General features: G+C 73.2%; 9 protein-coding genes and 1 tRNA gene. 5 read left to right on the top strand and 5 right to left on the bottom strand.

The window, feature by feature from the left end:
- Positions 1 to 356: 356 nt before the first annotated feature.
- From ACFWH7_RS07480 to ACFWH7_RS07470, 3 genes are read right to left on the bottom strand one after another with little or no spacing between them, the layout of a single operon-like run.
- Complete coding sequence (locus tag ACFWH7_RS07480) at positions 357 to 2,408, bottom strand: carbohydrate-binding domain-containing protein (RefSeq protein WP_378215843.1); 2,052 nt, start codon at positions 2,406 to 2,408, stop codon at positions 357 to 359.
- Positions 2,408 to 3,292 carry a polyphosphate polymerase domain-containing protein gene (locus tag ACFWH7_RS07475; protein WP_378215842.1) on the bottom strand — a complete coding sequence of 295 codons (885 nt, stop codon included), beginning with the start codon at positions 3,290 to 3,292 and terminating at the stop codon, positions 2,408 to 2,410. Before ACFWH7_RS07475 ends, ACFWH7_RS07480 begins: the two co-directional genes overlap by 1 nt.
- Positions 3,289 to 4,011, bottom strand: a complete 723-nt coding sequence (locus tag ACFWH7_RS07470) for a DUF4956 domain-containing protein (RefSeq protein WP_378215841.1) — start codon at positions 4,009 to 4,011, stop codon at positions 3,289 to 3,291. Before ACFWH7_RS07470 ends, ACFWH7_RS07475 begins: the two co-directional genes overlap by 4 nt.
- Before the next feature lie 232 nt (positions 4,012 to 4,243).
- Between ACFWH7_RS07470 and ACFWH7_RS07465 the strand changes: the two genes are divergently transcribed.
- The 3 genes from ACFWH7_RS07465 to ACFWH7_RS07455 all read left to right on the top strand — a co-directional run bounded on the left by ACFWH7_RS07465 (position 4,244) and on the right by ACFWH7_RS07455 (position 6,299).
- Positions 4,244 to 5,083, top strand: coding sequence for a siderophore-interacting protein (locus ACFWH7_RS07465; RefSeq protein WP_378215840.1), 840 nt, complete (start codon positions 4,244 to 4,246; stop codon positions 5,081 to 5,083).
- An 8-nt stretch (positions 5,084 to 5,091) separates the two neighbouring features.
- A complete protein-coding gene (locus ACFWH7_RS07460) occupies positions 5,092 to 6,111 on the top strand; it encodes an iron-siderophore ABC transporter substrate-binding protein (RefSeq protein ID WP_378215839.1) in 1,020 nt (339 codons plus the stop codon).
- A gap of 98 nt (positions 6,112 to 6,209) precedes the next feature.
- Positions 6,210 to 6,299, top strand: a tRNA-Ser gene (locus ACFWH7_RS07455).
- A 141-nt stretch (positions 6,300 to 6,440) separates the two neighbouring features.
- On the opposite strand, the gene ACFWH7_RS07450 is transcribed toward ACFWH7_RS07455, so the two are convergent.
- Positions 6,441 to 7,097, bottom strand: coding sequence for a TetR/AcrR family transcriptional regulator (locus ACFWH7_RS07450; protein ID WP_378215838.1), 657 nt, complete (start codon positions 7,095 to 7,097; stop codon positions 6,441 to 6,443).
- Between the two features lie 18 nt (positions 7,098 to 7,115).
- Here ACFWH7_RS07450 and ACFWH7_RS07445 point away from each other — a divergent pair, with 18 nt between their 5' ends.
- A complete protein-coding gene (locus ACFWH7_RS07445) occupies positions 7,116 to 7,640 on the top strand; it encodes a DnaJ family domain-containing protein (protein ID WP_378215837.1) in 525 nt (174 codons plus the stop codon).
- Between the two features lie 14 nt (positions 7,641 to 7,654).
- Here ACFWH7_RS07445 and ACFWH7_RS07440 read toward each other — a convergent pair whose 3' ends face one another.
- Complete coding sequence (locus ACFWH7_RS07440) at positions 7,655 to 8,665, bottom strand: L-lactate dehydrogenase (protein WP_378215847.1); 1,011 nt, start codon at positions 8,663 to 8,665, stop codon at positions 7,655 to 7,657.
- A 284-nt stretch (positions 8,666 to 8,949) separates the two neighbouring features.
- On the opposite strand from ACFWH7_RS07440, the gene ACFWH7_RS07435 reads away from it, so the two are divergent.
- The gene (locus ACFWH7_RS07435) at positions 8,950 to 10,701 is read left to right on the top strand and encodes a glycosyl hydrolase family 18 protein (RefSeq protein ID WP_378215836.1); all 1,752 of its coding nucleotides are present in this window, start codon (positions 8,950 to 8,952) and stop codon (positions 10,699 to 10,701) included.
- Positions 10,702 to 10,900 lie beyond the last annotated feature (199 nt).

Below are 10,900 nucleotides of genomic sequence, written 5' to 3'. Positions count from 1 at the left end.
GGTGCCGCGTCTACCATCCGCCGCGCGTTCCTCGCGGCTCCCGCCAGGCCCGCCACGACGCGGCACCACCACCCACCCCGACCGGCGTCGTCTCGCCGTGGACGTCGCGCACCCGGGCGACCGCGCGCCGTGTCTGGCCCCACTTCGCGTGACCACGGTTCTACTTCGCGTGACCACGGTTCTACTTCGCGTGACCACGGTTCTACTTCGCGTGACCACGGTTCTACTTCGCGTGACCACGGTTCTACCTCGGCCGATCTGGGCTTCACTTGGGGAGGAGGGCTCTGCCCGGCCGCCGGGGTGGCCGCCGGGCAGAGCTGCTCGGTCAGGAGATGCCGGATCGGGACGACGTCGGGTCAGGACTCGGTGGTTCCGTCCTCGGTCGTCGTGCCGTCCTGGGCGCCCGGGCGGCTACCGGGGCGGCCGCCCATGCCGCCGCCGGTCCACTCGCCCGCGACGGCGGTCGCCGAGCCGGCGGGGGTGGTCACCGTGTAGGTGTCGCCGGTCGTCACGTCGGGCGAGGAGACGACGACGTTCGCGGTGTCCTTGGTGACCGCGTACTCCGTGAGGACGGTGCCGTCGGCGGTCGTGACGGTGACGGTGTCGCCGGCGCTCGCGGACACGTCCGCCGCGAGCCAGCCCTGCTCCGAGTCGGTCGACGGCACGACGACCATGCCCGCGCTGCCCGCCGCGAGGAGCGACCCGCCGCTGATCGTGAACGTGCCGTTGACGTCGAGCGCGCCGTTGCCGTCGTTGGTCGGGCCCTGGACGACGATCTCGCCGCCCGTGACGGTGAGCGAGCCGTTCGAGTCGATCCCGTCGCCGCCGGCGTCGACGGTGAGGGTGCCGCCGGAGATCGTCAGCGTCGAGCCGTCGTCGCCGTCCATGGCACCACCCATGCCGCCGCCCGCGCCACCGGGGCCGCCCTGGGGCATCTCCGTGCCGTCGGGGAGCTCGCCGCCCTGCGGGGGCTCCGGCATCTGGCCGTCGGCCGGCATCTCCGGCGGGGTGCCGCCGGCAGCGGCGCCGTCCGGGGGCTCGGGCATCGTGCCGTCCGCGGACGCGCCGGGCGCGGTCCCGTCGGGCACCGAGCCGGCCGCGGCGTCGCCGCCCGTCGAGCCGTCGGCACTCGCCGCGCCGTCGGTCCCGGTCGCCGTGTCGTCGGTGGTCGAGCCGACGGTGGCGTTGAGGCCGTCGTCGCTCGCCGTGACGTCGAGGTCGCCGCCGGAGATCGTGATGGCTGCGCCCTCGATGCCCTCGACGGACGTCGTGACGGTGAGGTCGCCGCCCGAGACGGTGACGTCGCCGTCGGCGTGCACACCGTCGTCGCCGGACGACAGCTCGACCGTCCCGCCCGAGACGGAGACGGCGCCGTTGGAGTGCAGCGCGTCGTCGGCGGCATCCACGGTGACGGTCGCGTCGCCGCCGACCACCACGCCGACGTCGCCCTTGAGGCCCTTCGCGGAGGCGTCCTCGGTGACGGTCGCACCGGCACCGCCCGCGGCGGTCACGGACAGCGTCCCGCCGGAGACGACGACGTCGGTCACCGCCTGCACGCCGTCGTCGCCCGACGCGATGGTGATCGACCCGCCGCGCACGTCGACGAACCCGAGGGTCTCGTCGCCGTCCTCGGTCGACTTGAGCCCGTCCTTCGCGGCGGTGACGTCGAGGGTGCCGCCCGTGACGACGAGGTAGTCCTTGCCGCGGAGGCCGTCGTCGCCCGCGTCGACGGTGAGGTCACCTCCCGCGACGACGAGGCCGTCCTTGGAGACGATGCCGTCGTTCGCGTGCGACGTGACGCTGAGCGCGCCGTCGCCGCCGATCACGAGGTCGGCCGTCGAGAACAGCGCGCCGTCGGGCTCGCCGTCGGCGTCCTGGCCGGAGTACGTCTCGGCGTCGGTGAGGCTGTTGGTCGACCCGTCCGCGAGGACCACGGCGGCCTTCTCCGCGTCCTGCACGGTCACGGCGGCGTTGGTCGTGGACGTGATGTCGGCGCCGTCGAGCACGAGCTGGACCAGCCCGTCCTCGGCGGTGTCGACGACGACCTGCCCCTCCAGCGTGCCGCTCAGCACGTACGTGCCGGGTGCGGTGATGGTGACGGTCGAGCCGTCGACGGTCACGCCGTCGCCGTCTGCCGTCGCGGTGTCGCCGTCGAGCGCGACGGCCACGGCGGACGACTCGTCGTACGCGAGGTCGGCGTCCTCCACCGTCACCTCGGCGTTGTCCGCGCGGGCCTCGTCGGGGGTCAGTCCGGCGACGGCGTCGGACACGACGCTCGCGGTGGTCGTCGCGTTCGTGTCGGTGGAGGCGGTGTCCGTGGTCGCCGTGCCGCCCAGCACGGAGCAGCTCGCGAGGACGGCGGCCGCCGCAGCGGCGGTGAGAGTGGTCAGGGGTCGGCGGATGCGCATCAGAGGCTCCTGTCGTCGTGCCCGGGGGTGCGGGCGGGAGGGGTCGGGGTCCCGACGGGCGCGGCCGCGCCGGGGGAGGGCGAGAGGTGGCGGCGGATCACGCGCCGCCACGGGCCGTCGGGCAGGTCGGGGCGCAGGAGCGCCAGCCCGGTGCCGTACTTGGAGATCCGCTCGGGCCGGTGGCCGTGCCGCCACAGCAGGCGGTCGAGGTCCGACGGCGTGGAGCCGCCCTTGGTCTCGACGACCACCAGGTGCGGGACCGACCACGTGAGCGGCGCGTGCGCGCCCGGCTGGTCGAGCTGCCACGCGAGGCCGGTGTCGACCGTGGCGCGCGCGGCGTCGTCGGCCCGGGGGAGCAGGAGCGTGGTGCGGCGGTACCGCGACACGAGGCCGGGGGCGAGCGCGTGCTCCGGGACGCCGTCGATCCCCTCGGCCGCGAGGGTCCGGCCGACGAACGTGCGGCCCGGGCCGAGCGCCGTCGGGCACTCGTCGTGCGCGACACGCTGCTTGAGCGTCGCGCCGCGCGCCGCGCGCGTCTTGACCTCGAGGAAGCTCGTGCCCGAGTCCAGGTAGGTGCGCGTGCGGACCTTGAACCGCCGACGGCGTCGCGTCGCCGTGAGGCGGAACGACGCGAGGTCGGGGGTGTCGAAGTACACCGACTCGTATGCCGAGCTGCGCGCGCCGTCGACCTCGAGGACGCGGGCGGCGGTCGTGCGGGCGAGCGCGTCGAGCACCGTGACCGCGTCGTCGACCGGGAGGACGTACTTGCGGTCGACCCGGGTGAGCAGCGCCGCCGCGTCCACGAGCTCGTCGAGGCGGATGCCGTCGAGCGGGTAGAGGACGGCGCGCACCCGGTCGTCGGCCGCCACGGTCCGGGGGCTCATGCGCGCACCTCGGTCCGCGCGGGTCGCGACGCCGTCGCCGACGTCCCGACCTCCGCCATCGGCCGCGCGGCCGGCGCGAAGGGCGCGGTCTCGCGCGGTGCCGGGGACGCGGCGTCGGGCACGGGGAGGAGCGACGGCGATGCCGGCGCGGGCGCCTGTGTCGCGCGACGACGAGCGCGGGGCTCGGTGTAGCGGACGTCGACCCACGTGGTGTCGTTGACGAGGTCGAGGCGCTGGACGCTCACGCCGCGGACCTCCGCGCCGAGGAGCTCCTCCAGATAGCGGGTGAGCTCGGCGGGGTCGGTGAGGGCGCGGTCGACGACGACGCTCTGGCTCTGCGCCCGGCGCAGGACCCGTGGGTGGTCGACGACGGCCATCACGCCGACGACGAGCGCCATGCCCGCGAGGGACAGCCAGCCGGTCGTCGCGCCGAGGCCGCCGAGGAGTCCGAGCGCGAGGGCCGCGAAGTAGTAGGCGACCTCGGTCTGCGACAGCTCCGTCGAGCGGAGCCGGATGATCGACAGCACGCCGAAGAGCCCGAGCCCCAGCCCGGCGCCGACGCTGCTCGTCGCGAGCGTCGCCGCGACGGCGAGCACCCCCACGTTGACGCCGAGGTACGCGACGACGAGGTCGCGCCGCCGGTGCCGGGGGAAGTAGAGGCCGAACGCGAGGACGGTGACCGCGACGAGGTCGACGAGGTACAGGACGGGCTGGGACACGAGGCCTCCGGGTGCCGGGGCGCTGGGCGCCGTGGTCGAGGACGTTCCCATTCCGCCGGGGGAGCCTGTGCGGTCGCTGTGGAGGGCACAGGGTGCGTGTATGAGTCGCGTTCAGCGGGGCGCCGGCCGGAGTTCACCGGGGTCGCGGCGCTCGCGGCCCCGTGACCAGGGTCACGGCCGCGCGCACAGGCGGTGATGTTAGCCTCACCTAAGTCACCGACGAGAGGTTGTCATGTCGACCACCACCGCGCCCGCTTCGCGGCGCGCCCGCCCCCAGACGGTCCTCGAGGTCCTCGAGACCGCGTGGCTCTCCCCGCACCTCGTGCGGGTCGTGGCCGGGGGCGACGGGTTCGCCGCGTTCACCACGAACGAGCACAGCGACAAGTACGTCAAGATCATCTTCGCCAAGCCCGAGCTCGGGCTCGAGCCGCCCTACGACGTCGCGGCGCTGCGCGAGACGCTCGCGCCCGAGGACCTGCCCGTCACTCGCACGTACACCGTGCGGTGGGTCGACGAGGCGGCGCAGCGGCTCGCCATCGACTTCGTCGTGCACGGCGACGAGGGCCTCGCCGGCCCGTGGGCCGCGCGCGCGAAGCCCGGCGACCGCATCGTCTTCTCGGGCCCCGGCGGCGGGTACGCCCCCGACCCGGCCGCCGACTGGCACCTGCTCGCCGGCGACGACTCCGCGCTCCCCGCGATCGCCGCCGCGCTCGAGGCCATGCCGCGCGACGCCGTCGGGCACGCCGTGCTGGAGGTCGGCACCGAGGCGGACCGCCTCCCGCTCGAGGCGCCCGCCGGCGTCGAGGTCACCTGGGTGCTGCGCGGCGACGCGCCCGCCGGGACGACGACGCTCCTGCCCGACGCCGTCGCCGACCTCGCGTGGCGCGAGGGCCGCGTGCACGTCTTCGCGCACGGTGAGCGCGAGGCCATGAAGGCCCTGCGCCGCGTGTTCGCGGAGCGCGGCGTCCCGCGCGCCGACCTGTCGCTGTCCGGCTACTGGGCCTACGGCCGCGCGGAGGACCGCTTCCAGGCGGAGAAGCGCGAGCCCGTCGGCCAGATCTTCGAGGACTGAGGAGTCCCATGCACCGCACCACCACGTTCCGCCGCGCTCTCGCGGCGACGTCCGCGCTCGCCGTCCTCGCGCTCGCCGCGTGCTCGTCCGGGGACGGCTCGGGCGACGACGCTGCGCCGTCGGGAAGCGCGAGCGCCGACGGCGCAGCGGACGCCTTCCCCGTGACGATCCCCACCGCGTTCGGGGACGTCGAGATCCCCGAGGAGCCGGAACGCGTCGTCGCCCTCGGCTGGGGCGACGCCGAGACGGCGCTCGCGCTCGGCGTCCAGCCTGTGGGGGCGAGCGACTGGCTCGCGTTCGGCGGCGACGGCGTCGGACCCTGGCTCGACGGCGCGTACGACGAGTCGCCCGAGATCATCGGCACGCTCGAGCCGTCCTACGAGCAGATCGCCGTGCTCGACCCCGACGTCATCCTCGACGTGAAGTCGTCGGGCGACCCCGAGCGGTACGAGCGGCTCTCCGAGATCGCCCCGACCGTCGCGATCCCCGAGGGCGGCGAGGCCTACCTCACGCCCATGGAGGACCAAGTCGGCATGATCGCCGCCGCCCTCGGGCGCAGCGACGCCGGCGACGAGCTGCTCGCCGAGGTCGACGACGCGTTCGCCGCCGCGCGCGACGAGCACCCCGAGTTCGCGGGCAAGACCGCGGTCATCGGGTCGTACTGGGCCGAGGGCTTCGGTGCCTACGTGTCGACGTCCAGCCGCGGCGAGTTCATGCAGGGCCTCGGGTTCGAGACCAAGCCCGAGATCGACGAGGCCGCCGGCGAGGAGTTCTCCGCCAACCTCGGCACCGAGAACGTCGACCTGCTCGACGCCGACCTCACCGTCATCCAGCCCATCGGCTTCACCGCCGCCGACGTCGAGGCGCTCCCGATCTTCCAGACCGTGCCGTCCGTCGCCGACGGCTGCTACGTCGTGTTCGACGACAAGGACCTCTCCAACGCCTTCTCGCTCGGCACGCCCACGGCCGTCATCTACGCGATCGACAACGTCACGCCGCTGTTCGCGGACGCGCTCGGCGGGTCGTGACGGTGGGCCTCCGGGCGTCGGATCGGGCGGCCTGACCGGCCGATTCGGTGTCCGGGGGTCTGACCAGGTATCCTTCCTGGGCCGGGTTTCCCGGCGAAGGTAGCGTGTCCGAGCGGCCTAAGGAGCACGCCTCGAAAGCGTGTGTGGGTGAAAGTCCACCGTGGGTTCAAATCCCACCGCTACCGCCACCCGAAGGGCCCCACCCGCAGAATCCTGCGGCTGTGGGGCCCTTCGTCGTACCCGCGCGAAGCTCGACGAGATTTCGCTGACGTCGGGCTGGATCAACACCGTGATCCGGACGACCCCTGGAGCTCCTGTGAGGACCGTTATCAGGCTCCTCCGGTGAAGAGGTGGCCCAGATGCTGGTCGATGGCTGCCAGCGCGGCCTGGGGTTCGATCACCTCTAGCTCGAGCAGCGCGGTGAACCCGGTCAGCGCGAGGAGGAGGTCTGTCTCGATGTCAGGGTCACGGTCCGGTGCGATCTGGCCCTGGGCGATCGAGTCTCGGACGAGCTGCGCGACCAGGGCGCGGCCGTCCCGCAGCCCGAGGCTCGCCTGCTTGCGCAGGGCCGGGTCGTGCAGCGCCTCGAGCACATAGGCGGCACTCATCCGGCTCGACGCCCGCGCGTCGGGACCCAGGGGGAGCATCTCGACGAGGACCAGCCGGAGCACGTCGCGAGGATGCGGAGGCTGCTTGAGTGCAGCCAGTCCCCGCGCGACCCGGTCGGCGGTCTGCTCGGCGGAGAACTCCATCGCGAAGGTCAACAGCTCGGTGCGTGACGCGAAGTAGTGCTGGACGTGCCCGAGCGACACCCCGGCTTCGCTCGCGACCTCGCGCATCGTGGCCTTTGTCCAGCCGTGCTCGTCGACGACCCTCCACAGCGCACGCGCGATCGCTGCGCGACGCTCCTGATGGTCCACCAGTTTCGGCACCCCGAGCCCTCCCTTGTCGACGATACGCGTGACACAATACAGCTGTATGGTCAACAAAGGACGGGAGCAGCGATGACCGACCGGCACCCACCCCCGGCGTTCTTCAACCCCTACGCGGTCGCCATCGACGACAAGGTGGCCATCGCCCTGCTGGCCGACCTGCACATCCGCAAGGCGATCGAGCGCGGGGAGTTCGACGACCTGCCCGGCAGCGGCAAGCCGCTGCCCATGCCCGACCGCTACGACCCCGACTGGTGGCTGAAGAACCTCGTCAAGCGCGAGAGGTTCGTGATGCTGCCGCCGTCCATCGAGCTGCGCAGGGAGGACGCCGCGCTGGACGACCGCCTCGACGAGATCTGGGTCGAGGACGACGTGCGTCACGAGGTCGAGGAGTTCAACCGACGCGTGCTCCGCGGCCGCTACCAGGTTCCAGCGGGACCGCCGCTGGTCACCATGCCCCGGGACGTCGAGGCGACGGTCGCCGCGTGGGCGGATCGTCGGGCGGCGCGAGCCGCGGAAGCGCGAGCGAGAGCGCTCGCGAGCGCGTCCGACGAGGGCCGGCGTCGCCGTCGGCGCTTCGTCCGGCGGTCACGGTAGCCGCGCGTCTGCCCTCAGAGCCCGACCTCGGCCGCCACGGCGCGCAGAGCGTCGGCTGAGCGGTGCAGCGCCGCGACCTCGTCGTCCGCCATGGGCGTCGGCAGCACGGTCCCGGCGCCGGAGTGGCTGACCATCGTCGGCATCGAGAGGCAGACGTCGTCGATCCCGTGGAGGCCCTCCATGAGGGACGAGACGGGCATGATGCGGTGCTCGTCGTTGGTCACCGCCTCGACGATCCGGGAGGAGGCGAGGCCGATCGCGTAGGCGGTCGCGCCCTTGCCGGCGATGATCTCGTAGGCCGAGTGCACGACGTCGTGCGCGATCGTGTCGCGGACCTCCTGGGTGAGGGGCTGTCGCCCGTCGAACGGCTCGAGGTCCAGGAGCGGCACGCCGCCGATCGTCGCGGACGACCACAGCGGCACGGCGGTGTCGCCGTGCTCGCCGGCGACGTAGGCGTGCACGTTTTGCACGGCCACGCCGACGTGGTCCGCGATGAGGTACCGGAACCGTGACGAGTCGAGCACCGCGCCGGAGCCGAGCACCTGCGCCCGGGGCAGGCCCGAGTACTGCAGGGCGGCGTAGGTGACGACGTCGACGGGGTTGGTGACCATGAGGTAGACGGCATGGGGCGCCACCTCGACGAGCTGGGGCATGAGCGTGCGGGTGAGCCCGATAGTCCGGGCGGCGAGGTCGGTGCGCGTCTGCCCGGGCCTCATCTTGGCGCCGGCGGTGACGACGACGACGTCCGCGTCCGCGCAGACCGCGACGTCGTCGGACCCCACCACGCGTGCCATCGGCATGAACTGGATGCCGTGGGCGAGGTCGAGGGCCTGCGCGCGGACCTTGGCCGTGTCGACGTCGTACAGGGCGACCTCGCGCGCCGCACCGCGGATCAGGACGGCGTAGGCCAGGGTCGCCCCGACCGAACCGGCCCCGACCACCGCGACCTTCGCGGTCGCGCTTCCCGGGATCCCGCCTGCCCCGGCTCTCGTCTCGCCGGTCTGGATGTCGCTCCGCTCCTGCATCACCGCAGTCACTCCCTCATCTCCGTGCGTCGCATGAGAAGTACGGGCCGCCCCCAGGCTAGGTCGTCGCGAGGAACGGCGTCGGGTGAGCGTCTCGATCGCAGCCTGCGTCCGCCGGTTCCTGGACGGGCGTTCACCGGTCCGGGTCTGCCGTTCCGCACGTCGATTTTCCGGGAGTCGATTTTCGTTCGGACCCTGGCGTAAACGGCCCCCTCCAGGTAAGTTGCAGGAGACCGAACAAATCCCGGGATCCCCAGCCCGGGCCGAAGAGCAACGAGGCCTTCATGAACGATCGATCGACACCCAGCGCGGCCTCTTCCGGCCGCTCGCTCGCCAAGACCTCGCCCGCACCGACCGCTCGCTCGCGCGTGGTCGCGGCCACCGCCGTCGCCGGGGCGCTCGCCCTGACCGCGGCCACCTTCGCGTCGCCCGCCGTGGCGGCGCCCCAGCCCACGGCGAAGCCGGCGGCGTCCGTCGCCGGGCCGTCGGACATCAACGGGTTCCGCAGCGTCGGCTACGTCATGGCCGACTCGCGCGTGACCCGCGACTTCCACGTGGTCGACCTCCTTCGCACCGGCGCGATCGAGGACCTCACGCACATCAACTACGCGTTCGGGAACGTCACGACCGACCTCGTGTGCGACATCGCCGACGTCCCCGGCGAGGGCGACCCGCTCAACGACTTCGTCGCCCAGGTCGCGGCCAAGGACTCCGTCGACGGCAAGGCCGACAAGCCCGGCCAGAAGCTCGCCGGCAACTTCAACCAGCTCAAGAAGCTCAAGGCCGTCAGCCCCGACACCAAGATCCTCATCTCGCTCGGTGGCTGGACCTGGTCGGACAACTTCTCGGAGGCGGCGTCCACGGCCGAGGGCCGCACGGCGCTCGTCGACTCGTGCCTCGACCTGTACATCGACGGCGACCTGCCGGTCGTCGACGGCAAGGGCGGCCCGGGTGCAGCGGCCGGTATCTTCGACGGTATCGACATCGACTGGGAGTGGCCGGTCACCGGTGGCGAGACGGCGAACGCCCGCCCCGAGGACAAGGAGAACTTCCTGCTCCTCATGGAGGAGTTCCGCACCGAGCTCGACGCGCGCGGCGCGGCGAACGGCGAGGACTACCTCCTGACGGCGTTCGCCCCGGCGGGCGGCTGGAACGCCGGCCAGGGCGGCTGGCTCGACCCGCGCCTGTTCGCGGTCGTGGACTTCCTCAACGTCCAGGGCTACGACTTCCACGGCGGCTGGGTGCCGAACCAGACGGGCCACCAGGGCAACCTGCACCCTGACGGCACGCAGAACTGGGGACTCGGGCTCGACGGCGCGCTCGGCATGTACGTCAACGCGGGCGCGGACCCGTCGCAGGTCAACGCGGGCCTCGCGGCCTACGGCCACGGCTGGTACGGCGTCGAGGACGGCTCGCAGGGCTGGCAGCCCGCCGCGGGCTACGTCGGCACCAAGACCTACGCGGAGCTGCGCTCGTTCGACGGTGAGCAGTACTTCGACCCGGAGATCGGCGCGAGCTGGCTCTACGACGGCGACCAGTGGTGGAGCTACGACGACCCGGTGTCGGTCACGGCCAAGGCCGAGTTCGTCGCGACGCAGGGCTACGGCGGCGCGATGTGGTGGGACCTCTCGGGCGACTACCGCAACGAGCTGGGCGACGCGCTGGGCTCGACGCTGCGTGCAGCGACCCCCGGCCCGGGCGTGGCCGACGAGTGCGCCGTGCCCTGGTACGGCACGGGCGTCTACACCGGTGGCGAGGTCGTCTCGCACGAGGGCTCGGAGTACAAGGCCCAGTGGTGGACCCGCAACCAGGAGCCGGGCTCGTCGTCTGCGTGGAAGAAGATCGGTCCGTGCGGCACGGCGCCCGAGGTCGCGGTCGCGGACTGCGCCGCTGCCTGGTCGCGCGAGGCCGTCTACACCGGCGGTCAGACCGTGTCCCGTGCCGGCGTGAACTACACGGCCCAGTGGTGGACCAAGGGCGAGCTGCCCGGGTCCGTGACGTGGGGCTCGTGGGACCCGGTGGGTCTCTGCGCGTGACCTGACGGGTCGTCCGGGCGCGCGCATCGCCCGGACGGCCCCGGCACGACCCCGGGCGGCCCCGGCGGACCGCCGCGCCGCCCCGCGCCGGGGCCCGCGCGGCCGCCCCCGCGGCCCCGGCGACGGCGCCGCGCAGGCGACGTCGTCTGCGGTGGTGCGTGTCCATGGATCCTCCTCGATCGATGTGGGTGTCCTGCGC

The organism is Cellulosimicrobium cellulans (assembly GCF_042723955.1).
Taxonomy (GTDB): Bacteria; Actinomycetota; Actinomycetes; order Actinomycetales; family Cellulomonadaceae; genus Cellulosimicrobium; species Cellulosimicrobium cellulans_H.
The sequence above is the reverse complement of the archived record's forward strand: the minus strand, read 5'-3'. Positions and strand labels throughout refer to the sequence as shown.

Coding starts and splice junctions, on each gene's coding strand:
- ACFWH7_RS07480 (WP_378215843.1), bottom strand. CDS start 2,408: ATGCGCATCCGCCGACCCCTGACCACTCTCACCGCCGCTGCGGCGGCC.
- ACFWH7_RS07475 (WP_378215842.1), bottom strand. CDS start 3,292: ATGAGCCCCCGGACCGTGGCGGCCGACGACCGGGTGCGCGCCGTCCTC.
- ACFWH7_RS07465 (WP_378215840.1), top strand. CDS start 4,244: ATGTCGACCACCACCGCGCCCGCTTCGCGGCGCGCCCGCCCCCAGACG.
- ACFWH7_RS07460 (WP_378215839.1), top strand. CDS start 5,092: ATGCACCGCACCACCACGTTCCGCCGCGCTCTCGCGGCGACGTCCGCG.
- ACFWH7_RS07445 (WP_378215837.1), top strand. CDS start 7,116: ATGACCGACCGGCACCCACCCCCGGCGTTCTTCAACCCCTACGCGGTC.
- ACFWH7_RS07440 (WP_378215847.1), bottom strand. CDS start 8,665: ATGCAGGAGCGGAGCGACATCCAGACCGGCGAGACGAGAGCCGGGGCA.
- ACFWH7_RS07435 (WP_378215836.1), top strand. CDS start 8,950: ATGAACGATCGATCGACACCCAGCGCGGCCTCTTCCGGCCGCTCGCTC.